This window comes from Pseudomonas sp. SIMBA_068, assembly GCF_046534705.1.
Classification (GTDB): Bacteria; Pseudomonadota; Gammaproteobacteria; order Pseudomonadales; family Pseudomonadaceae; genus Aquipseudomonas; species Aquipseudomonas putida.
On the sequence record NZ_JAWRYI010000008.1, the window covers coordinates 179,429 to 202,735 of the forward strand.

A 23,307-nucleotide genomic window follows, 5' to 3' on the forward strand; every position below is an offset into this window, starting at 1 on the left:
GCCTTCAAGTGAAGGCCTGCCACCGCAACTCAGACTACCTGACTTTTCACACCAACCTTCAATTCCATGGGGACATTAAACAACTGAGGCCCTGCAACTTCCGAGAACGAAGCAAAATTCAAATGCGACTTAGTACGGCTGTACTCGAGAACAGAGGTCAAAAGATTTTGATCAATACCCCAGTTAAACCAGTGAGCGTTATAACAAGAAGTAAAGCCAAGCTTTATTAACTTGAAAAACTCTCTAGCCGCATCAGTATTGTTAACCCATACACTACCAGCCATGCTTCGCAACCACGGGAATGCCCACTGAGCGCTTTTATTCTTATGCTGAAGAAAACTCACATCAATAAAGCTCAACTTCTTGATCGCATCAGATGGATCCTGACTCAATTGGAAATCTAGATCCGTAATCAGCAAAGGTTGGCGGTAGTGCTCGCTGAGGCGCCTAGCAACGAGGAATCTGGCCTGAGCAAAATAGGACTTTTTATCCAATACTTCATCAATTTCTTCAAACGTCACATTCAAGTCAGGGCAAAACTGTCTCGACTTATCTAGCGTCAAGCCGATAAAATCTGGAGCCTCATTCTTCTCTTTTACCCAGTGGACATGAATACCGCTAAAAGAATTAGATCCTTTTTCAGCTATCGACCGAGCATAATTCTCCAAGAACCGATTAATATACAGTGCATTCCCTGCAACTACTGCAACTGGCCCAACTTCAAAGCTGCGCGCTTCGTTAAGAAAAGCTAGCGAAGTTTCACTATGCTCAGCAGACGCCTGCTCAAACGCCGCAAGCGCTGGTAGAGCCCGCGACAAGCTCATAAATGCCGTTATGCAATTATTGCGACCCACTATGCTATTCGATTTATTAAAATAATAAACACCTAGATCATAGCGGCCACCAGCTATATGAGACGCTCCAAGCATCGCATAAGCGGAAGGAGTGTTAACTCCACTCTCTACATCCGCATTTAATTCTGCAATAAGTGGATCAAGCTCGGAACCGGAACTGAGTATAATATCAAGCTTTGCAATTTTCGCTAACTCATATAGACGCTGGCGACCATGAGGCTTGTCGGCAAAGTGCAGATGCATTGACAACTCCTCAATTTTTCGAATCTCAGCGTCTGATAATTTCTTCCCTCGGACCACACGCCACTGCTCAGCTGTAAGCTGGTCGCAGAATGGCTTCCCTGCTGGTGATAAATCTGCTTCGCCTTTGGCTATAAGTTCCTCAGCGGCACTCAGAACGGCTTCCATTAACGGCCCTCGGCATAAAAGAGAACATGATATCGCATTCCCGCAGAAAATTACCATTACTATCAACAATGCTCTACGGTCAGAAAAATCCGCCCCCTACATCGACACATCATGAGACCCAGGATTTGTTCACCCCGTAACAACCTATGCATCGCTGTTTAATTTATTACAACAAATTCACCAGATCGCATTCCGGATACCCCTTCAAATAACACAACTACACCACAGCAATCGAATTAACACCCCAACATCAATTTGAAAGAGGCTCATCACGGCTGGGCAGTCGAAAAATATGTGAGCAAACTCGCCTGGCATCGGAAAAAACTTGATATCCCCTAAAAAAAATGATAATAGATTCGGTGATTCTTGCCCAGAAATTTCACAAAGCGTTGATCGCTGTTGAGGGCATTTGGATGATGGCGCCTCTTCAAAGCGGCATCAACCACTCGCTAAGGAGAACCTTCACCGAAGGTATCGCAAGGAGCATGAATCAAAAATGAATTTTCGACAAAAAAGCTGTCTGCCGAATGCATTGACTTAACGTAATTTGTGAGCTTGCCGATGCATGGAACTCCGGCATAGAGGTTCACTTAAGAAGGCTTAAAAAATAGTGATCAAAAACTTACTAATATATGGTAGCTGCGTATCCCGGGACATATTCAACCTAGAAGAAAGCCGGAATTTTAAGCTAACCGATTACTATGCACGCTCGTCTATGGCATCATTATGCAGTGAGGCCTATGAGAACGATAATGCTTTGAGCCGCATTCCTTCAGCATTTCGCCGTCGCATGGTCGCGTGCGACTTCTCAAAAGAAATTTTATTCAACAAAGATAACTTCTCCAACGCTGACGTCATTTTGATTGACTTAATTGACGAACGATTTGACCTTATATCTCTGCCCTCTGGACAGTTACTCACGAACTCTAACGAACTAGCCGAGAGCGCACTTCTAAAAGATGACAGCGTAGCTGGATACACAACTATTAAGCAGGGCACAACTGAGCGCCGCAAACTTTGGCTTCAAGGAATGCAGAAGTTTTTTGATTTCTTAAGGGAAATTGACAAGCTCGACCAGGTTATTATCAACAAGGTTTTCTGGTCATCCAAATTTGAAAACAAAACGGACACTCCTTTTCCGGTAGCTCAATCATTTATTGAAAAAGCCAACCAAGAACTTAGCTGGATGTATGAGGCTTTGAGAAATTTATTGCGTGAAGATCAGTTTCTCGACTTCAGTCCATCTCTTCTGACCGCTGATGAACAGCACCGCTGGGGGCCTTCGCCATTTCATTACTGCAAGAATTACTATAGAGAAGCGCTTGCACAAATCATCACCAAAACTATGGCCCCCAGCGAAACCACTGATCATCGCACAACAGGCTATCACTCTCCATTAGTTTCTTCTGGTGTTAAACTAAATGTTGCCGCCTACAGGACTAATGAAGAGATTTTCGCGCACTGCTCACTTGTCAAAGACGGGGTAATTCACGACACCGGATGCTTTGCTTTTTATTTGGTTGCAAATGGTTCACGCCATAGTGTGCGTTGGTACGACACCTCTCCCAATGCAAGATTCGAAGTCCCAAACAACACCTCAAATCTTGAAGTAGTTGCATTTTATAAAGACATATTAGAAGAACAGATGTCCACCAAATGCACTGTAAAACTTTTAGACAGCTTACAAAAACGCGACACCTGATAACGCCAGATATCTCCCAATCAAAAAATCGTGACACATATTTAATGTGTCACGACCATATGCAGTCCAGCCCATTAAACCCGAAGCAACAGCCATGAAGACAAAATCAATATAAACTGTATATTTATGATGTTTCAGCGCCGCTGGATTTAACTTAGTATTGAAAATCTAGGTAAGGGCTACCGACTCAGTAAACCCTATCCCCCACCAACCGCTTCAAATACTGCCCATACCCATTCTTGGCCAATGGCTCAGCCAGCTTCAACAGCTGCTCCGCCCCAATCCACCCCTGCCTGTACGCTACCTCTTCCGGACAAGCCACCTTCAGCCCCTGCCGACGCTCGATCGTAGCGATATACCCGCTAGCCTCTAGCAACGAGTCATGCGTCCCGGTATCCAGCCAGGCATACCCGCGCCCCATGATCTCCACCGACAGCCGGTTCTGCTCCAGGTACACCCGGTTCAAATCGGTAATCTCCAGCTCGCCACGGGGAGACGGTTTGATGCCCTTGGCAATCTCGACTACGTCCTTGTCGTAGAAATACAACCCGGTCACGGCATAGCTGGACTTCGGCTTGGCGGGCTTTTCTTCCAGGCTGATGGCCTTGCCCGTGTCATCGAACTCGACCACGCCATAACGCTCCGGGTCGTGCACGTGGTAGGCGAACACGCTGGCGCCGTCGTCTCGGTCCATGGCGTTGCGCAGCAACTGCTGGAAGTCATGGCCGTAGTAGATGTTGTCGCCCAGCACCAGCGCCGACAGGTCGTTGCCGATGAAGTCTTCACCGATCAGGAACGCCTGTGCCAGGCCGTCCGGGGAGGCTTGTACGGCATAGGTGATGTTGATGCCCCACTGGTGGCCGTCGCCAAGCAGTTGCTCGAAGCGTGGGGTGTCTTGTGGGGTGGAGATGATCAGGATGTCCTGGATGCCCGCCAGCATCAGCGTGGTCAGCGGGTAGTAGATCATCGGTTTGTCGTACACCGGCAGCAGCTGCTTGGAAATTGCCAGGGTCGCCGGGTGCAGGCGGGTACCCGACCCGCCCGCCAGAATGATGCCTTTACGGTTCATAGTGGTCATTTCTCGTGTATTTCCGTGAGCATGCGGGCCACTCCCTGGCGCCAGTCTGGCAGGGTCAGGGCAAAAGCCTTCTGCAGTTTTTGGGTATCAAGACGTGAGTTGAATGGCCGCTTGGCAGGCGTCGGGTAGGCGTCGGTGGTCAACGGGTTGACCTGTTCGGCGTGGGCTTTCAACGCTACCCCTTGTGCCGCCGCCTGCTCGAGCACGAAGCGGGCGTAGCCGCACCAGGTGGTTTCACCGCCGGCCGCCAGGTGGTACAGGCCGGCCAGGGCCGGGTTGCGGCGGGTGGCGGTGATGGCGTGGGCGGTGATGTCGGCGATCAGTTCGGCACCGGTCGGGGCGCCGTGCTGGTCGTCGATCACGCCCAGGCTGTCGCGTTCGGCGGCCAGGCGCAGCATGGTCTTGGCAAAGTTGTTGCCGCGGGCGGCATACACCCAGCAGGTGCGGAATATCAGGTGCTGGCAGCCGGCCGCCTGGATGGCTTGCTCGCCAGCCAGCTTGCTTTCGCCGTAGGTGTTCAGCGGGCCGACGTTGTCGTCTTCGCGCCAAGGCTGGGTGCCCTGCCCCGGGAACACGTAGTCGGTGGAGTAATGCACCAGCAGTGCGCCGCAGTCGGCGGCGGCGCGGGCCAGCACGCCGACGGCTTCGGTGTTTACCTTGAAGGCTTGATCGCGGTCGCTTTCGGCCTTGTCGACGGCGGTGTAAGCGGCGGCGTTGACGATGACATCAGGGGCGTAGGCGCGCACGGTTTCGGCCAGGCCTGGCAGGTTGGCCAGGTCACCGCAGTGCACCTGGCTGCGGCTGTTCAGCGCCAGCACCTGGCCCAAGGGGGCCAGGCTGCGTTGCAGCTCCCAACCTACCTGGCCGTCCTTGCCCAGTAGCAGAATCTTCATGCCGAACGCCCTGCGTAGTTTTTCTCTACCCAATCGCGGTAGTTGCCGGACTGTACGTTCTGCACCCAGTCCTGGTTGTCGAGGTACCAGGCTACGGTTTTGCGAATGCCGGTCTCGAAGGTTTCGGCGGGTTTCCAGCCCAGCTCGCGCTCCAGCTTGCGGGCGTCGATGGCGTAGCGGCGGTCATGGCCGGGGCGGTCGGTCACGTAGGTGATCTGGTCGGCGTAAGGCTTGCCGTCGGCGCGGGGGCGCAGCTCGTCCAGCAGGGCGCACACGCGGTTGACGATTTCCAGGTTGGGCTTTTCGTTCCAGCCGCCCACGTTGTACACCTCACCGGTGGTGCCGGCTTCCAGCACACGGCGGATGGCGCTGCAGTGGTCCTTGACGTACAGCCAGTCACGGATCTGCTGGCCGTCGCCATACACCGGCAATGGCTTGCCAGCCAGGGCGTTGACGATCATCAGCGGGATGAGCTTTTCCGGGAAGTGGTACGGGCCGTAGTTGTTCGAGCAGTTGGTGGTCAGCACCGGCAGGCCGTAGGTGTGGTGGTAGGAGCGCACCAGGTGGTCACTGGCGGCCTTGCTGGCCGAGTACGGGCTGTTGGGCTGATACTGGTGGGTTTCGGTGAAGGCCGGCTCGTCGGCAGCCAGCGAGCCATACACTTCGTCGGTGGACACGTGCAGGAAGCGGAACGCCCGGCGGGCCTGTTCATCCAGGCCGCCCCAATGGGCGCGCACGGCTTCCAGCAAGCGGAAGGTGCCGACGATATTGGTTTCGATGAAGTCTTCCGGGCCATGGATCGAGCGGTCGACGTGGGACTCGGCAGCGAAGTTGACGATGGCGCGCGGCTGGTGCTCCTTCAGCAGGCGGGCTACCAGCTCGGAGTCACCGATATCGCCGTGCACGAAGATGTGGCGCTTGTCGCCTTGCAGGCTGCTCAGGGTTTGCAGGTTGCCTGCATAGGTGAGCTTGTCGAGGTTGACCACGGGCTCGTCACTGGCGGCCAGCCAGTCCAACACGAAGTTCGCGCCAATGAAGCCCGCACCACCAGTTACCAGAATAGTCATCGTTCAGTTCTTCCCAATTGCCGCTTTCAAACTTCACTGCGTTTGAAGTTCATGTGGGCGTTGCTTTGCCGGCAACGCCTGTTCTATTTATCAGTTCAGCGTTCAGGGCTCCAGGCGCCGCCGCTGGTACAACCAGTCAACAATTTCCCCGCCCGGCACATAGCCGCTTACGGTGTCGCGCAGCAGCTGGCGCACGGTGGCAAAGTCATCGGCCGCGGTCGCGGTACGCAGTGCATCCAGGCGCTGCTTCAGCACATCCCAGGTCAGGTAGTCTTCGTTGGCGCTCATGATCATGGGGTGGCGCGTGGCAATCACGTTGTCGCCGATCAACAATTCTTCGTACAGTTTCTCGCCGGGGCGCAGGCCGGTGAAGTTGATGGCGATGTCGCCCAGCGGGTTGCGCTCGGAGCGGATGCTGAAGCCGGACAGGTGAATCATCTTTTCGGCCAGTTCCACGATTTTCACCGGCTCGCCCATGTCCAGCACGAACACATCGCCGCCCTGCCCCATGGAGCCGGCCTGGATCACCAGTTGCGCAGCCTCGGGGATGGTCATGAAGTAGCGGGTGATTTTCGGGTGGGTCACCGTCAGCGGCCCGCCGTTCTTGATTTGTTTGTGGAACAACGGAATGACCGAGCCCGACGAGCCCAGCACGTTACCGAAACGCACCATGGTGAAACGGGTCTTGTTCACCTGCGACACATTGCCGGTATCGCCCATCAGTACCGGCGCCAGCTCGTTGCTCAGGGCCTGCAGCACCATTTCGGCCAAGCGCTTGGTGCTGCCCATCACATTGGTGGGGCGTACGGCCTTGTCGGTGGAGATGAGCACGAAGTTCGACACGCCAGCCTGCAGCGCCGCCTGGGCGGTGTACAGGGTGCCGAACACATTGTTCGACAGGCCTTCGGCAATGTTGTGCTCGACAATGGGCACATGCTTGTACGCGGCGGCATGGTAGACGGTGTCTACCTGCCAGGCGCGCATCACGTCGAGCATCTTGGCCTGGTCGCGGACCGAGCCCAGTATCGGGATCAACTGCACGGCCAGGCCTTCGCGCAGGATGCGCTGCTCCAGCTCGCCAGCGATGGTGTACAGGTTGAATTCGCTGTGTTCGAACAACAGCAGGGTACGCGGCGCCTGCCCCAGGATCTGGCGGCACAGCTCGGAGCCGATCGAGCCACCGGCACCGGTCACCATCACGGTCTGGTCGATGATGCAGTGCTGCAGCAGGTCACCTTGTGCAGGCACCGCGTCGCGCCCCAGCAGGTCGGCGATGTCCACTTCCTGGATATCGTCCACCTTGACCCGGCCGCTGGCCAGGTCCATGAAACCGGGCACACTGCGTACGTGCAGCGGGTAGCCTTCGAGCAGGTTGAGGATTTCGCGGCGGCGGCTGCGGCTGACCGAGGGCAGCGCCAGCAGGATTTCTTCGGCGCCGGTGTCGTCGATCATGCGTTGCAGTTGTTCTGGCTGGTACACCTGCAGGCCGGCGATCACCCGGTCGGTGATGCTGCCATCGTCGTCGATGAACGCTACCGGGCGCATGGCCTTGCCCATGCGCAGGGCCGCAACCAGCTGGTTACCGGCCGAGCCGGCGCCATAGATGGCAACCCGTGGCAGGCCATCGTTGCGGTTGGCAAAGGGCACATGCTGTACGGCGGTGGCAAACCAGTCACCGAGGAAGTACTGGCGCATGGCCAGGCGCAGGCCGCCGACCATGATCAGGCTCAGCCACCAGTAGTTAAAGGTGATCGAGCGTGGCACCACGTTTTGATGGTTGCTGGCCCAGTAGATGATGAAGCCCAGGATCAGCGCCGACAGTGTCACGGCCTTGATGATGGCGATCAGTGCGTCATTGCCGAAATAGCGCATGACTGCCCGATACAGGCCAAAGCGGATGAACAACGGGATCGAGATGATCGGCGCGGTGATGAACAACCAGGTGTGGTCCACAACAGGGTTGGCCAGGTCGTCGATGCCCAGGCGCACGACAAACGCCAGCCACAGCGCGAACCAGACCAGAATCACATCAGCCGCTACCTGAATCAGCCGTTTGTGGCGTCTAGGTAGTCCAAGCAGTCTTGAGCGCAGCTTATCCATAGAACCTCTTAGGGCTTTCCAACCTGACATGTCTACTGTCTTCGTCCTATCACTTTAGCTAGTGTTCGAGCTCACCGGCGCGCCAGCGCACGGCCAGATATGCCAATGGCAGGTAGGCAATGATCACACCCCACACGCCGTCCAGGCCCAGCATCAGCACACACAGGGCAACTGGCAGCAGCCAGAACAGGTTGATCGCAGCCACCGCCAGGGTTACCGGCAGGTGCTTGCCATAGTGACGAGAAGCAAACTGGTAGGCGTGGCTGCGGTGCGCTTCGTACACCTTGTCACCGCGCAGCAAGCGGCGGATCAGGGTGAAGGTGGCATCTACGACAAACACGCCCAGCAGAATCAGCCAGCACCAGAACAATTGCGGCGAAGCCCAGGCAGCCTGCAGCGACAAGCCCGCCAGTACAATGCCAAGGAAACCACTGCCGGCATCGCCCATGAAGATCTTGGCCGGCGGGAAGTTCCAGAACAGAAAACCCAGCGTTGCCGCAGCCAGCAACAGCGGCAGTGCCATCAATTGCGGCACACCGGCCAGGGCCGATAACAGCACCATACCCAGGCAGGCGGTGACCGCTTCGACGCTGGCAATGCCGTCGATGCCGTCCATGAAGTTATACAGGTTAAGCATCCACACGGTGTAGAACGCCGCAAGAATGAAGCCGAACCACTGCAGGTCGAGGGTAAAGCCGAACACCTGCAACGGCGCCAGGCCGCCCAGCCAGTACAGCATCCACGCGGCGGCGGCGAAGTGGCCAAGCAGGCGCCAGCGGGCAGCGATGTGGCCGTGGTCGTCCATGAAGCCGATTACCGCGATCAACGCCCCTGCCCCACCAATGGCGACCAGCGGCGCCAGCGGCACGGCACCGGCCATGCCCAGTAGCGGCAGGCAGGCCAGGAAGCTCAGCACAATGGCCACGCCACCGCCCCGGGGGGTGGGCACGGTGTGCGAACTACGCGCGTTGGGCACGTCGATGATCTGCTTGTTCAGGGCGTAGCGCCGTAGCGCAGCAGTCAAAAGCAGGGATGCCCCTGCGACGAGGGGAATAAGCCACCAAACCGTCATTTGTCTTGCCCTTTCAAAAAATTGAGTGCCGTGGCCCGCAGAGCCTGGTCCACATCCAGCGGGGGCTGCCAGCCCAGCAGTTCACGGGCTTTGCCACTGTCTACCTGCAGCGACCCGCACAGGCGCTGCGCAAGGCCGCCCTTGCCGGCGAGGGTCGCCGCCCCCTTCAGCCAGCTGGCAGGTACGGGCAGCAACCTGGCGGGCTTGCCCAGTGCCTTGCCCAGCCGCTGCAGCAACTCGGTGGTGGACAGGTCGTGGCCATCGCTGGCCAGGAACGTCTGGTTGGCGGCGGCCGGGTGGTCGATGCAGGTCACCAGCAAGTCCACCAGGTTATCCAGGGCCACCAGGCTGCGCTTGTTGTGGATGGCGCCAAACGGCAGCGGCACGCCTTTACTCAGCCAGTTCATCATGCTGCGGAAATTGGCTTTCACCCCAGGTCCATACACCAGCACCGGGCGTACGATCACCACTTCCAGCCCGCTTTGCGCTGCCAGCTGGCGCAGCCCGTCTTCGGCTTCGCGCTTGGAGATGCCGTAGGGGTCTGAAGGCGCTGGCGCCTCGTCCGCGCTGAAGGGCTGGCGGCCGTCGGTGGTCTCGCCATTCACCTTCACCGAGCTGACAAAGATGAAGCGCCGTACACCTGCCTGGACCGCAGCCCGAGCCAGGTTCAGGGTGCCTTCAACGTTTACCCGGCGGAACTCGGCCAGTGGGTCGGTGGCGGTTTCGTGCATCACGTGCACGCGGGAAGCCAAGTGGATAACGGTGTCCACCTGGTCGAAGTGCCCGGACGCAACGTCCACCGCCGACAGCTCGCTGAATGCACGGTAATCCACGCCCTCCAGCGGCTGCCCGGGCAACTTCCGCACCAAGGCCCGTGGCGCCCGGCGCTCGTCTGCAGCAAGCCGCTGCAGCAGCACCTTGCCGACAAAACCGCTACCGCCGGTGACCAGGATGCCTGGGCATTGTGCGTTGCCTTGCCCGGCCATCAACCTCTCCCCGCCCGGCCCAGCAATCGGGTGAACACGCTGCGATACTGCTCCGCTACCACCGACCAGCGGTAACGGCGGTTGGCAATTTCATGCAGGTGCGTCGACAGTTGCGCACGAGCGTCAGCATCGCCCAGCAGCGTCTGTACGTGGTTGCGCAGCGACGTACTGTCGGCAAAGTACAGCGCCTGGTCTTCGGTAGTGGCACGGTTGAACGACACATCGAAGGCCACTACCGGCAAGCCCAGCCACATGGCCTCGACCAGCGACGGGTTGGTACCGCCGGCGCTGTGGCCATGCAGGTACACCGTGGCATTGCTGCGCAGTGGGCTCAGTTGCTCTACGTCGTAGATCGGGTCCAGCAGGTGAATGTTGCTCACCCCTTCATACTGCTTGCGCAGTTGCACGCCGTATTCGCTGTGGTTCCAGTTGCCGATGATCGCCAGCGGCATGCCAGACCCGGCAAAGGCCTCGAGAATGACGTGGATGTTGTTCTCCGGCTCGATGCGGCACACCGTGAAGGCGTAAGGCGCACCAAGGAACGGGTACGCCTGGCGGGCTTGCTCGCTTGGCTGGCCGGCCCGGGCCTGGTCACCACCGTAGGCAATCAGTTCGCTGGGCTTGTTGTATTCGGCGGTCACATACTCCTGCAGCACCTTGTTGTCGGTGATGACCGCGTGGGCAAAGCGCACGGCCACGGCTTCAGACAGTTTCAGGAACCAGCGGGCGAAGTTGGACCATTTGGCGCGCTTCCATTCGTAGCCGTCGATGTTCACCACGATCGGCTTGCGCGTCAGCAGGCGCATGAATGGCAGGGCGATGCAGCCGGAAACCCCCAGGATCAGCATCAGGTCATGCTTGCGGTAGGCGTGCAGCATGCTCAGCACGTCGTACGGAATGCTTTGTACGCCATTGGCCTTGAGGTTCAGGTAGACCAGGCGGGCACGTTCGAAAAACTTCGGGCGCTCGGGGTAATGCGGCGCGCTGCAGTACACGGTGAGCTCGCAGTCACCCGGCAGGTTGCGCACCAATTGTTCGGTCAGTGTTTCCCAGCCACCGTATTGGGCGGGCAAACCTACCGTACCAATTACTGCAATCTTATAGGTCATCAAACACCATCACGATATTTTTCTGGAAGTTGGCGGTGGAAAACTCACTCGCTTTCATGCGTGCGCGCTCAGACAATGCCTGGCACAGCTGTGGGTCCTGCGACAGGCGCGCAACCGTGCGCACCAGCTGTTGGTTGTTTTTCGAGTCGATCTGATAACCCTCTGCCCCATCACTGACCAGCTCCACCGGGCCGCCTACCGGGGGCACGATGGTCGGGATACCAAAGGCCATCGCCTCGAGAATGGTCAGGCCAAAGGTTTCGACCCACCCATCCACATGGGACAGGTTCAGCACCAGGCTGGCTTCGCGGTAGAACCTCGCCACATCGGCGCTGGCCGGGCTGAGGGTGAGGTTTTTCGGCAATACCTTGCCGGCGAAATAAGTGTCCACTTCCTGGGCGCTGGCATTGAGCACCAGGTTGAACTTGAGCACCGGGTCCGCAGCCAGTGCCGTGGCCAGTGCGACGAACTCGTCAACGCCCTTGTAGCCCTTCAGCGACGCCAGCATCAGCACATTGAAGCGGCCGCCATGAAGATGCTGGTACGCCGTGGCCATCGCCTGCTGCTGGAAGCCCTCGGCCAGGCCGTTGTAAACAGTCACCGCTGGCACCCCGGCAACGCCCTCTTGTGCCTGCAAGTACTTCGACACGTAGACCACCTTGCTGGCACAGCCGGCAATCACCCGCCGCAGAAACGCCTTGAGCAGCGCAGGCCGAATGGAGGTTTCGTGCACGTGGTAAACCACTTTGGCACCGCGCAAGCGGGCAGCCAGCGCCGCACCGAAGGGCAGCATGGTATTGATCAGCACAACGTGCCCGGGGCGCACCTTGCGCAGCAGGCTGAAAAACAGCGCCAGTTGGGAACCGGCATACGCCAGCAGTGTCAGCCAGCGGTTGTCGAAACGCTTGTAGGCAAACTTGCACGTGCGCACCTGCAGTTCGTCGAGCACGCCGTGGCCGCTGCTGCCCACATGCAGGGTGCAGTCGGCCCCACTTTGCTGCAGCGCGGTGATGGTCTGGTTAAGTACCCGGGGGCTACCACTGTAATCATTCAGCAAATGAACAAAGTGCAACGTTTTCATGCCACCCCTTCTTCTGCGATGCGCGCCTTGATGAACTTGGCCGGCACACCGCCATAAATCGAGTTCTTGCGGTACACACCCGCAGCCACCACGGCCCCCGCGGCAAACACGCAACCGTCTTCGATCACCGCGCCATCGAGCACGGTCACCTTGGCGCCGATCCAGCAGTTGCGGCCAACCTTGATGCCTTGACGGGTCACGCCCTGCAGGCGGATGGGTTGCAGCGGGTCTTCGAAGTTGTGGTTTTCAGAATGAAAGCTGACAAAGTTGCCGATGATGGTGTCGCTGCCAATCTCGATACCGCCGGCGCAACCCAGGAAGCAACCGGCGCCCAGGCCGACGTTGTCGCCAATTACCAGGCCCTTGCCGATGTTGGCCAGGCTGCCGGTGCACTCGATGATGATGTGCTTGTTCAGCGATACCGCAGTGCCGAAGCGAATGCCGTCATTGGACAAGGCATCGACGAAGCAGCCCTGGTCGATCACCAGCCCAGGCCCGTACTGGATCTTGCCCACTTCCTTCAGTGTCACTCCCGAGCCGATGAACGCCAGCCGCCGCTGGCGAAGCCGGATCACCCCGCGACAGGCCATTACCAGCTTGCTCACGATCAGCCCCAGCAGGTAGCCCGACGAGATGCGCCGGTCGATCACCATTGGGCGCTTTTTAACCACCAACACCAGTTTTTCGAGCAAGGCATGCATCATTTCACGGCCCTCACCTGGGTAAACAAGGCCTTGATGAAAGCCGGGCGACGATAGGCCAGCGCTTTGCGAAAGGCAGCATAGACCAGGTACAGGTCCAGCAGGCCCCGCTGCAGCAGGCTGTGGGAATGAAAGCTGATTCGCAGGCCGTGGATCATTTCCTCGAAGCGGAACAAGGCACGCTCCGGGGTATCGGCGCTGTGTTCGGACAGGTCGTGGGCAATTTCCACATCCAGCACGCAGGCCTTGGGGAAATACCCCTCGTAGCGGATGAAAAAATCGGTATCGGTGGCATAGAAGCGCAACCGCTCGTCATAGAAAGGCGTCATGCGCTGGAAGCACTGGCGGGTGAAAATCAGGCCGCTATTGATACCCAGCAGGTTTTTCGAGTCCACCAGGCCAGGGGCCACATCGGGGGTAAGACGGCCCATGAACAACCAGCGCTGGCCGGGGCTGACCAGTTGCCCATGGCTGACCAGGCGGGGCATGAACACGCCCACCTGATCGCCACCCGGCGCACTGCGCACCTGGCCGATCTGCGTCAGGCAACTGGACAGGCGAATGTTCGAGTAGTTGGTGTCGTCGTCCGAGATCATGAACAGCTCGACCCCGGCGGCAAATGCCTCTTTGGCCACCTGATTGTAGATGACCGACAGCCGCTGGTTGTCCGCCTCGTACCAACGTACGCCCGGGCACGGCTGCGCCATGCCTGGAGAGTTGTTCCAGACATGCAGTTGCAGGTCGACACCCTCATCCTGCAGCAGTGCCTTTTGTGCGAGCAGCGACTGCAGGGCAATCGAGTCCTGGCTAGCTTTCCGATACAGAACGATCAGTACGGCCAAGCTCAACTTTTGTTCTTCTGTTTTCACCAATGATCACCATCACCACGATCGCGAATATGTAAAGGACCACACTGTTCGTATAGGACTGGAAAAAGAACGAGCTCAGGAAGAACGGGTAACTGGCAATCACGAAGTTGCCCAAACCGTTCTTCCATGCGCTGGCATGCGGCCTGTCCCGGACGATGATCGTCACCAGCTTGTGATACCACAGAATCAACCCGGCCATGATCAGCCCGCCAACCCAGCCGCAGGTGGCCAGCAGGTTGAGCCAGAACGAATCGAACCAGTACGGCTGGCCCGGGCCCACCGAACCAAAGCCATAGCCCATGGGGTGCGCGCTCAGCACCTCGTACATGTGCAGCCACTGGCGCTCACGGTCCAACGCAGACAAGTCCTGGGTGTAACCCATCGACAGGTAGGCAAAGATCGCCACGGTCAGGCCAACGAACTGCAGGTAACCCAGCAGCGAAATCAGCCAGGCCGTACGCAGCACCCGCGCCACCACCAGCATCGCGCAGATGCATACCAGGCCGATCATGGCCGTGCGCACCGAACCGATCGCAATCAACCCGCACAGCAGCACAAACGCGGCGCTCAGCAACAGGCGCCGGGTAAGCGACCAGTGGCGCCCGCTGAGCAACACGGCCAGCGTCATGGCGGCGGTGTTGAGAATGACGGCGGAAAACTCCAGAGTGCCGGTGAAGAAGCCGGAAACCCGCGGCAGCCCGTCACGCATCGAGTTGTACGGCTGCAGTTCATAACCTTTGGCGGTAAGCAGCGGCCAGTACCAGAACTGTTCGGCCGAGGCGATGGTCAGGTATTGGTACAGCGCATACACGCCGGTGAGCACGCTCATGGCCAGCACCGACCAGTACACATGGCGCAGCTTCTTCTCGGTCGACACCGCCTGTGCCCAGATGGCCACGGCCATACCGATAAACACCGGCACGGCCAATGCGCGGAACATGCGCAACGACCCTGCGCTCAGGTCACCGAACAGCAGGTACAGGAAAGCGAAGAACAAAAGGATCAGCAACGACCGCCCCACCTCGAGGTTGACCACACCCCGCGCCGTGATGCTGGCCAGTGCCCGTAACAGCAGCCACATGATCATCAGCAGGCTGATCATTTCGCGCCAACCGGCAAAGGCACTGCCCAGGCCGAGCGTCAGCACTGCAAAGTCGCTGAAGAACAGCAGGCCGAACAACACGCCGATAAAGATCTTGATCACACTCACCCTCGCGCTTTGGCAAACCTGGCCAGCCGCAACAGCGTGACCTTGATGAGGATCTTGATGCGCGGCACCCAGGCGTAGGAAAGCAGCGCTCGCAACGCCAGCTTTGTGTCCATACGGCACAAGGCGTCGAAGACATCCGCAGGCACCATGCTAGTGACCTTACCTGTCGGTTTCATGAAATCGAGGTTGCCCGACCACGGCAGCATGGTCGCCAGCTGGTTTTCGCTGTATTCGCCACGCTCGATGCAAGCCAGGTAGCGCGCTTTCACGGCTTCTAGCGAGTTCACCTGCTTCACGGCTTCGACCACCGGTGCACTGGGCCGCGGTTGCTCGATGCTGGCCAGCAGTTGGTCGACGCTGGCTACCTTCAGGCTGTCTGCGGGTGAATAGCCCTGAATGGGCGCAACCAACCCGACACAGCGCCGGCCCTTGAGCAGTTGTTCAGCGAACGCCGTGCCGCCGGGTATAGGGTAGCTGTCCAGATAAAAGTCGGCTTTTTCCGCAAACGCCAGGTAGTCCTTGTACGGCAGGTGACGGCGGATGAAAAAGCGCGTGGGGTAACGCAGCTTCACTGTCCACCACCAAGTGTTGGTCAGCGGGTTGGCACCAATGATCCAGCACTCGGCGTTCGGGAACCTGTCGAGAATAGCCGTGATCGACGGGCGCATGTCCAGGCCGCCATGGGGCTTGTACTTGGCCGCCGAGGCGGCACTGAACACCTTGATCCGCTCATGCGCAGGCGCGGCGTCCGGCACTTTTGCGCCGCTGGTTTCGATCGGTATCGCCAGGAAGCTCTTCTGGCAGGCGAGGTGTTTTTTCTTGTCGAGGTGGTGCCCGTAGGCGCTGATCTCGAAATACACATCAGCCACTGAAGCGCCGAAACTGAACACATGGTCGGCGTGGTTGACGAAATACACTGTCACCGCGGCGCCACGCTGCTGCTTCAGCAGGCCACAGGCGACCGTGGTGATGATGTCGTCAGGGTGAATGTGCAGCACCACCTTGTCGTACTGGGCAAGGGTGTCGACGATGGATTGCAGCCGCGCGCACGGGTCATCACCCCGCGCCACTTCGATGTGGGCGAAGTAGTCATTCAGGCGTTCGATTACCTGGGGTTTGGCGCTGCGCGCCACCAGCAGGTCCACGGAGCCCTCGTGCATGTGCGCCAGGCGCTCCATCAAACGGGTGTGCCCGCCTTGCAGGTAGGGTTCGCTGACCACGTGCAGGCAGCCCCGGGATGTGCCGCTGGCGACCGGTACCGTGACCAGGCTGGTGCACTGGGCTACCAGATGGCGCTCCAGCGCTGCGGCCTCGTAGATGTCCAGGTCCACGGCCCACAGCAGTGCACCATAAACTTGCGCCTGAGCCAAAGCCGGCCCTGGTGCTGCCTTCAGTATGCGGGCGTGCAGCTGCTCAACCACTTGCTTCATTGCTCAGCTCCGTGCCGAATCAGCGACAATCGACGACAAACGCCGGAAAACCGTGAAATACATGACGATTGCGTACAACAGGTAATTAACCGCGTAGGCAAGTGTGACCTTCTCATACCCCCAGAGTTGCGTGAGGTACACGGTCAGGGCGTAAAGCGACAAAGTGGCGAGGATTTCCGTCACCAGGTACAGCCGCGTCAAGGCCTTGCCCAGCATCAGGTAGGCCATCAGCCAGCTGGCGATCTTCAGGCTGTCGCCCACCATCTGCCAGGCGAACAGCTCGCGCATGGGTAGGAACGATTCGGAGAACAGCACCTGGATGATGAAGTCGCGCAGCAGGTAGATGATCAGCCCGGCCACTATGGTCATGGGCAGGATCAGCTTGTAGCCCTGCAGAATCTCCCTGCGCAGCTCACCGGCATCCTTCAGTTCGGACAACCGCGGCAGGTAATACACCGCCAAGGTGGTGGTGATCAGCATGAGGTACGCCGAACTCAGGCGCCACATGGCTTCCCAGTATCCCGCTTGCTCCCAGCCAAAGGTATTGCCCAGGTAGTCCCGCAGGAACACGTGGCAAACCGGCAGGGAACAGGCCGTGACCACGGCCATCAGCGCAAACTTCGACAGCCGCCTCAGGGCCTGACGGTCCAGCCCGCCAAAAAAGTCGCCAAGGTGGAACCAAGGCGTGCGCATGCAGATAACCAGGGTGGCCACGAAGCTCAGCGACTGATACACCGCCAGCGCCACAAGCGCACCGTACAGCCCAAGCTGGATGGTCAGCGCACAGGTGACCACCAGCGAAATGAGGCTGCCGAGGATATTGGCCAGCACATAGCGGGGCACATCCTTCTTGCCGTTGAGCACGCCAAGCAATAACGAGTTGAAGGCAAAGAACACCAGCGTGGCGGCAAACCAGACCAGCACCGACGCCAGCGATTCGTCATTGAAAAACCAGCTGGCCAAGGGCTTGCGCAGTCCCATGATCAGTACTGCGAGCAGCAGCGAAACCATCACCGACAGCGTGCCGGCGGTTCTCCATATCTTGCGCTGCTCGTCGGGCTGTTCGGCGAATTCCGCCGTGTACTTGGTAACGCCGGTGCTGACGGCACCACTGGCCAGGGTGGTGAACATGGTCACCGCATTCTGCAGCTGGCCGATGGCCGCGTAACCGGCCGGCCCCACATACAGGGCCAGCACTTTGTTAAGGCCAAGCAAGGTGGCCATCTTTACCGCAACCGCTATCGCATTGAGAAGACTAGTTCTGATCAGGGTCATACCTGGCACTCAAGGACGCGAAAAGCTGTTGCAGGCGTCAATGACGTGCTGGATAGAGGCCACAGTCAGGGTCGGGTCCATGGGCAGGCTCAGTACCTGCTCATGCAGCCGCTCGGTCAGCGGTAGCGAAAGGTCGGCCAACTGCGGGTAGGCCTGCTGCCGATGCGGCGGTATCGGGTAGTGCACCAGCGTTTGCACGCCCTGTTGAGCCAGATGCTGCTGCAACTGCTCACGGCATTCACTTCTCACCACAAAAAGGTGCCAGGCGTGCTGGCCGGCGACGCCCGGGTCGGGCAACTGGATCGCCGGGTTGTCGATGCCGGCCAGGTACTGCTGCGCAACTTGCTGGCGCAGGCGGGTTTCGTTGTCCAGGTACGCCAGCTTGACGCTCAACAACGCAGCTTGCAGTTCGTCCAGGCGGCTGTTGACCCCTTGGTACATGTTCATGTACTTCACATGCGAACCATAGTTGCGCAGCGATTTCAGGGTGTCGGCCAGCGCATCGTCGCTGGTGGTGACTGCACCGGCGTCACCCAGCGCGCCAAGGTTCTTGCCTGGGTAGAAGCTGAAGCCCGAGGCATCGCCCCACGCCCCTGCCCGGCGCCCATCCAGCTCGGCACCGTGCGACTGGGCAGAATCCTCAAGCACCAGCAGGCCATGCTCCCCGGCGAATGCGTTGATCGCCGGCATGTCGGCCAGCCGGCCGTACAGGTGCACCGGCATGATCACACGGGTACGCGGGGTCAGCGCTTGCGCCAGGTTGTGCGCGCCCAGGTTGAAGCTGCCTTCATCAGGCTCCACCAGCACGGGTACCAGTTTGTTCTCGGTAATCGCCAGGATGGTTGCAATGTAGGTGTTGGCAGGTACCAGTACCTCGTCGCCCTCGGCGATACGCCCCAACAGCTTCCAGGCCCGCAAGGTCAGGGTCAGCGCGTCCAGGCCGTTGGCCACGCCGATGCAGTGCTTTACCCCGCAGTAGCTGGCGAACTGGGTTTCAAACTGCTTGAGCTTCTCGCCCATGATGTACCAGCCCGAGTCGATGACCTCGGTGCAGGCATCGATCAACGCCTGACGGTATTGCGCATTCACACCTTGCAGATCGAGAAACTTAACCATTGCGGTCTATCACCCTGATAATTTTTGCTGGATTCCCTACAACAACGGCATAAGGCGGGACGTCTTTGGTCACCACTGCCCCTGCGCCCACCATCGCGTACTCGCCAACGACAATGCCTGGCAGCAAGGTCGCATTGGCACCAATGCTGGCGCCACGCTCCAGCGTAATACCGCTGAATTGCTCCGGGTAAACCTTGGAGCGCGGCATCGCGTCATTGGTAAAGGTGGCATTGGGGCCGATGAACACGTCATCGGCAATGCGGGTACCGTCCCACAGGTAAACACCGGACTTCACCGTCACGTTATCACCCAGCACCACATCACCTTCAATAAGGGTATGCGCACAGATGTTGCAATTACGCCCGATCTGCGCACCTTTCATGATCACCACGAATTGCCACACCCGGGTGCCTTCACCGATGAAGTCGCTTTTCACATCGGCCAGTTGATGAATGCTAGGCATTGCGCTTCAGCTCCATGAACGAGGTGTAGTCACGAATGTAGTCGGCCTCGTCGTAATGGGCGTCGGCCAGTACCAGCAGCACGCAGTCCGGGCTGAAATCATGCATTTCGTGCCAGACCATGGGCGGAATCAGGATGCCCTTGTTGAACGCGTCCAGCCAATGGTCTGTGCGGGTAGTGCCATCATCCATGACCATCCGGCAACGCCCTGACACGCAGATTGCCAGCTGATTGAGTGCCTTGTGGGCGTGGAAGCCACGGGAAACCCCAGGCAGCGTTTCGGTCAGGTAATACACGCGCTGTATGGCGAACGGTACGTTATCCAAGGCTTGCAGGGCTACCAACTGGCCACGATGATCACCCAGCACCTTGAACAGCTCGGTCTGGGCAAGCGCCCCTTCCTCCGCAACGTTCAGGTGGTGGCGGAACGACGGGGCCTGGTTATCCTTCTCGCTGACAATGAGGCCGTCGCGCATTGGCCATTCAATCGCCAGGTCGGGGTCATCCCAATGGATACTGCCTTCGGCGTCCTTGTTGTACACATCCGTTGTCTTGTACAGAAAATGTGTTTCGTCCTCGAGGGCAATAAACCCGTGCGCGAACCCTTCGGGAATCCACAGCATGCGGTTATTGTGTTCGGTCAGCTCAACACCTACCCACTGCCCGAACGTCGGAGAGCCAGGGCGGATATCGACCGCCACGTCATAGGCCGCACCACGCACTACCCTCACCAGCTTGCCCTGGGCATTCGGCGAACGCTGGAAGTGCAGCCCGCGCAGCACACCGCGATGGGACATCGAGTGGTTGTCCTGGACGAACGCACGGGGCTTGCTCAAGCCCAGCTCAAGCAATGCGCCATGAAAGCGTGTTTCATTGAAGGTTTCCGTGAACCACCCGCGATCATCCTCGTACACGGCGGGCTCGACTATGACTACATCGGGAATGTTCGTTTGAACAAGCTTCATCGGTAAACCTTTGGCATGATTTTTTGTCGGGGCCAGTCGCGCCGCCCCCCTTTATTAGTGCAGTTTCACCGTTTGCACGGCAAATGTCTCGCGCAAAATGTGGCGTGCGCGATGCTGTTCGTTTCCCGGGTCAGGCCCGGCGTCTTTGCAAATTCTGTACGGCATATCTCAGGGTAGCGATCAGGCAACCCAGGCCCAGGCCAACAATCACACCCAAGGCAACGATCAAGTTCCGCTTAGGTTTAATCGGTACATCTGGTTGTTCTATCGTGCCGTCAAGCTGATACACACTTACATTACGCTTCGCGGCAACCAACCCTTGGTAAAACTGCTTTCTGGTTTTTATTTCGCTGAGTTCAGGAATGAACGGGTCTTCACTTTTACGTTGCTGCAAATTGGCAATCTCGGCAGCCAACGCCTTGCTGCCACGCATGTAAGTCAGCTCGCCATCCATTTTTGACGACAACGCCTTGGAGATTTCGCCGTTTATCAGCGGGGGGTTTTCCAGGCCAATGGCATTTGCAATACGCAGTGCCTCTTGCAACCGGGCAATCTTGTCTTCACGTTGTCGCTGGCCGTTTTCACGCAGGTTGTCGAGTTCCAGCTGCAAGGCGTTTGCGCGGACATCGGCCTCTCGGGTGGCATCCTGCAACAGCTCGGCCTTGGCGGCGGCGCTGGCCTTCTCGACATAGGCAGCAGCCCACTGTGAAGCCACGACAGGATCACGCCCACGGAAGGCGACATAGGCACGCGGCGGCTCACCTGCCAGTTGCACGACATCAAAGGAGCCATTGAACGCGGCATACAATGCACCTTGCGTCCCCTGCCCCGCATCTGCGGAAGGCAAGTAAACTTCCTTGAAGAACTGACGACGCAGGGTTTCACCGTTCAAATGTTCGACGAAGATATCAAAAACCTTACGCGACGTGAAAGGCTCCAACCCGGTCTGGCTGGTACGGCCATAGTTGAGATCGGCGATATCACTGGTCGCCGGTGCCGCCAGAAATACTTTGGCCTCGTAAACCGGTTTCGCCAACAGTGCATAAGCCAGTGCAACTGCAGTGACTACAAGCGCTACCAGAAAGATGAGAAGCTTTTGCCGCCACACCCCTTCCAGAAACTCCAACAGGTCAACTTCTTCACTTTCGTTACTGCGGCGCTCAAGGTCATTGCGCATTTCTTGTGTTTTTCCTTGGGTCTGACTGTGTACACGGTTTCTGGCATACCAAAACATCACGAGCGACTGCCCGGAACCCGACCAGGCGCACGCCTCTTGAGTGTAGCGGCATTATGCCAACATCTTACACATCCAGCGCCAGGGTTAGTCGCAGTAGATAAACGCTAGCGTGATTAGTTCCCGCCTTGCGTCGGCCAGCACTCCATAGTCAGACCAAGGGTTCAGGGTATGCACACCTCCAGCCCAGCACCCTCGCGCGCGGCGCGCTGCATCAGGGCTTTTTTCAACGTGGTTTTCGCGGCTTTTTCGCCATGCACCAGCAGCACCTTGCCTGGCTGCACCGGGCCACCGAGCGCGAACTGCAGCAAGCCTGCCTGATCAGCGTGCGCCGAGTACCCTGACAGCGTCATGACCTTCGCCCACACCTCATACATCTGGCCATCCAGATCGATCTGCACAACCCCCTCTGCGCCTTCGCCGGCCTGTATCATCGCCCCTGGCGTGCCCTTGGCCTGATACCCCACAAACATCACCTCATGTCGCGCATCCGCCAGCATGGCCTTGAGGTAATTGACAATACGCCCACCCGAGCACATGCCATTGCCGGCAATCACGATCGCAGGCCGGCCGGTGCTCTTGAGGTAGTTGACCACCTGCTGGTGTCGGGCATGGGAGTCCACGCTGATCAGCTGGCTGAAGCCCAGGGGGTCGCGCCCTTCTGCAAGGCGCGCCCTGGCTTCGACATTCCAGTAGTCGTGCAGCTCCCGGTACACGCTGGTGATGCGTTGGGCCAGGGGTGAGTCGAGGATGATGGGCAACTGCGACCAGTCGAGCAGGTCGCCATCAGGCCCGGGACCAGCGCCGCCCAACAAAGCCTTGCGATGAAGGATGTCTTCGAGCTCGTATAACAGCTCCTGGGTGCGCCCCAGGCTAAAAGCCGGGATGAGGATGGTACCTTTGTCGGCCAAGGCGCGATCGATGGCGGCTTCCAGCCGCTGCCTGCGGTCGCCGGCCTGCGCATGCAGGCGGTCGCCATAGGTGCTTTCAAGCACCAGTACGTCGGCACGCTCCGGAGGCTGGACCGGGCGCAGCAACGGGTTGCCACAGGCACCCAGGTCGCCCGAAAACACATAGCGGGTATTGGCTAGCTCATGCTGCATGTCGCACTCGACATAAGCCGAACCCAGCAGATGCCCGGCGCGCTGCAGGCGAATACGGCAAACCAGGCCAGGGCGCTCGACCACCGCGTGCCACCGCTCAAAAGTCAGCGGCACGATAAGCTCACGGATGAAATCGATGTACCGCGACACCTGCGCAGGCTCGCTGCTGATGCTTAGCTTATAGGCATCTTCCAGTACCAGCGGCAGCAGCCGGGCGGATGGCTCGCTGCACAGGATAGGGCCGCGATAGCCGGCGGCCAGCAGCGCAGGAATGCGGCCAACGTGGTCGAGATGAACATGGGTAACAACCAGGGCCTGGATGCCCTGTATGTCGAAACCGAGCGCCGCGCTTTCGGCACCCGGTGCAGCCTCGCTCCCCTGCTCAAGCCCGCAGTCGATCAGCAGACTGGTGGCTGAATCAAGGTGCAGCTGGTGGCAAGACCCGGTGACACCACGGGTACCACCGTGATGGGAAAGGCTGGGGTATTCCATGCTGCGCACACTCGCCGGGGCCGAAAATGAAGTGGGCTATTACTCCATGACGGCCGGTGCATGCATAGGTGAGACTTTCCTAAGTAGGTGCAGGAAACTT

General features: G+C 58.7%; 20 protein-coding genes and 1 pseudogene. 1 reads left to right on the top strand and 20 read right to left on the bottom strand.

What is annotated here, in order from left to right; all coding sequences use genetic code 11:
- Positions 1-29 precede the first annotated feature (29 nt).
- Positions 30-1,262, bottom strand: coding sequence for a hypothetical protein (locus tag SB756_RS19220; protein WP_410911435.1), 1,233 nt, complete (start codon positions 1,260-1,262; stop codon positions 30-32).
- Positions 1,263-1,872: 610 nt separating this feature from the next.
- Here SB756_RS19220 and SB756_RS19225 point away from each other — a divergent pair.
- A complete protein-coding gene (locus SB756_RS19225) occupies positions 1,873-2,964 on the top strand; it encodes a DUF6270 domain-containing protein (protein WP_410911437.1) in 1,092 nt (363 codons plus the stop codon).
- A 187-nt stretch (positions 2,965-3,151) separates the two neighbouring features.
- Here SB756_RS19225 and rfbA read toward each other — a convergent pair whose 3' ends face one another.
- From rfbA to SB756_RS19320, 19 genes and pseudogenes are all read right to left on the bottom strand, one after another.
- A complete protein-coding gene (gene rfbA, locus SB756_RS19230; protein WP_341798861.1) occupies positions 3,152-4,033 on the bottom strand; it encodes a glucose-1-phosphate thymidylyltransferase RfbA in 882 nt (293 codons plus the stop codon).
- Between the two features lie 5 nt (positions 4,034-4,038).
- Positions 4,039-4,935: a dTDP-4-dehydrorhamnose reductase gene (rfbD, locus tag SB756_RS19235; RefSeq protein ID WP_410911439.1), complete on the bottom strand. Its 897-nt coding sequence runs from the start codon at positions 4,933-4,935 to the stop codon at positions 4,039-4,041.
- On the bottom strand, positions 4,932-6,002 hold the full coding sequence (gene rfbB / locus SB756_RS19240; RefSeq protein ID WP_341797875.1) for a dTDP-glucose 4,6-dehydratase: 1,071 nt from the start codon (positions 6,000-6,002) through the stop codon (positions 4,932-4,934). Before rfbB ends, rfbD begins: the two co-directional genes overlap by 4 nt.
- A 102-nt stretch (positions 6,003-6,104) precedes the next feature.
- On the bottom strand, positions 6,105-8,102 hold the full coding sequence (locus tag SB756_RS19245; protein WP_341797874.1) for a polysaccharide biosynthesis protein: 1,998 nt from the start codon (positions 8,100-8,102) through the stop codon (positions 6,105-6,107).
- A gap of 58 nt (positions 8,103-8,160) precedes the next feature.
- Positions 8,161-9,174 (bottom strand): MraY family glycosyltransferase, encoded by a 1,014-nt coding sequence (locus SB756_RS19250; RefSeq protein WP_410911441.1) that lies wholly within the window; start codon positions 9,172-9,174, stop codon positions 8,161-8,163.
- Positions 9,171-10,160: a UDP-glucose 4-epimerase family protein gene (locus SB756_RS19255; protein WP_410911443.1), complete on the bottom strand. Its 990-nt coding sequence runs from the start codon at positions 10,158-10,160 to the stop codon at positions 9,171-9,173. The genes SB756_RS19250 and SB756_RS19255 overlap by 4 nt, the downstream gene beginning before the upstream one ends.
- Positions 10,160-11,269 (bottom strand): DUF1972 domain-containing protein, encoded by a 1,110-nt coding sequence (locus SB756_RS19260; protein WP_341797871.1) that lies wholly within the window; start codon positions 11,267-11,269, stop codon positions 10,160-10,162. The genes SB756_RS19255 and SB756_RS19260 overlap by 1 nt, the downstream gene beginning before the upstream one ends.
- Entirely contained in the window at positions 11,259-12,350 is a 1,092-nt protein-coding gene (locus SB756_RS19265; protein ID WP_410911445.1) for a glycosyltransferase family 4 protein, read from the bottom strand. Before SB756_RS19265 ends, SB756_RS19260 begins: the two co-directional genes overlap by 11 nt.
- The gene (locus SB756_RS19270; RefSeq protein ID WP_016500998.1) at positions 12,347-13,054 is read right to left on the bottom strand and encodes an acyltransferase; all 708 of its coding nucleotides are present in this window, start codon (positions 13,052-13,054) and stop codon (positions 12,347-12,349) included. Before SB756_RS19270 ends, SB756_RS19265 begins: the two co-directional genes overlap by 4 nt.
- Positions 13,051-13,899: a hypothetical protein gene (locus tag SB756_RS19275; RefSeq protein WP_410911447.1), complete on the bottom strand. Its 849-nt coding sequence runs from the start codon at positions 13,897-13,899 to the stop codon at positions 13,051-13,053. Before SB756_RS19275 ends, SB756_RS19270 begins: the two co-directional genes overlap by 4 nt.
- Positions 13,859-15,124 (bottom strand): hypothetical protein, encoded by a 1,266-nt coding sequence (locus SB756_RS19280; protein WP_410911448.1) that lies wholly within the window; start codon positions 15,122-15,124, stop codon positions 13,859-13,861. Before SB756_RS19280 ends, SB756_RS19275 begins: the two co-directional genes overlap by 41 nt.
- A gap of 2 nt (positions 15,125-15,126) precedes the next feature.
- A complete protein-coding gene (locus SB756_RS19285) occupies positions 15,127-16,560 on the bottom strand; it encodes a hypothetical protein (RefSeq protein WP_410911449.1) in 1,434 nt (477 codons plus the stop codon).
- A gap of 3 nt (positions 16,561-16,563) precedes the next feature.
- Positions 16,564-17,835: an O-antigen translocase gene (locus SB756_RS19290; protein WP_410911451.1), complete on the bottom strand. Its 1,272-nt coding sequence runs from the start codon at positions 17,833-17,835 to the stop codon at positions 16,564-16,566.
- 9 nt (positions 17,836-17,844) lie between these two features.
- Positions 17,845-18,951: a DegT/DnrJ/EryC1/StrS family aminotransferase gene (locus SB756_RS19295; protein ID WP_410911452.1), complete on the bottom strand. Its 1,107-nt coding sequence runs from the start codon at positions 18,949-18,951 to the stop codon at positions 17,845-17,847.
- Positions 18,944-19,414 carry an acyltransferase gene (locus SB756_RS19300; RefSeq protein ID WP_341797864.1) on the bottom strand — a complete coding sequence of 157 codons (471 nt, stop codon included), beginning with the start codon at positions 19,412-19,414 and terminating at the stop codon, positions 18,944-18,946. The genes SB756_RS19295 and SB756_RS19300 overlap by 8 nt, the downstream gene beginning before the upstream one ends.
- Complete coding sequence (locus SB756_RS19305; protein WP_410911521.1) at positions 19,407-19,781, bottom strand: sugar 3,4-ketoisomerase; 375 nt, start codon at positions 19,779-19,781, stop codon at positions 19,407-19,409. The genes SB756_RS19300 and SB756_RS19305 overlap by 8 nt, the downstream gene beginning before the upstream one ends.
- A gap of 57 nt (positions 19,782-19,838) precedes the next feature.
- A pseudogene (rfbC, locus tag SB756_RS19310) lies at positions 19,839-20,378 on the bottom strand (dTDP-4-dehydrorhamnose 3,5-epimerase); the annotation flags it as partial.
- A gap of 130 nt (positions 20,379-20,508) precedes the next feature.
- On the bottom strand, positions 20,509-21,555 hold the full coding sequence (locus SB756_RS19315; RefSeq protein WP_410911453.1) for an LPS O-antigen chain length determinant protein WzzB: 1,047 nt from the start codon (positions 21,553-21,555) through the stop codon (positions 20,509-20,511).
- Between the two features lie 221 nt (positions 21,556-21,776).
- The gene (locus tag SB756_RS19320) at positions 21,777-23,207 is read right to left on the bottom strand and encodes an MBL fold metallo-hydrolase RNA specificity domain-containing protein (RefSeq protein ID WP_410911455.1); all 1,431 of its coding nucleotides are present in this window, start codon (positions 23,205-23,207) and stop codon (positions 21,777-21,779) included.
- Between the last annotated feature and the right edge of the window lie 100 nt (positions 23,208-23,307).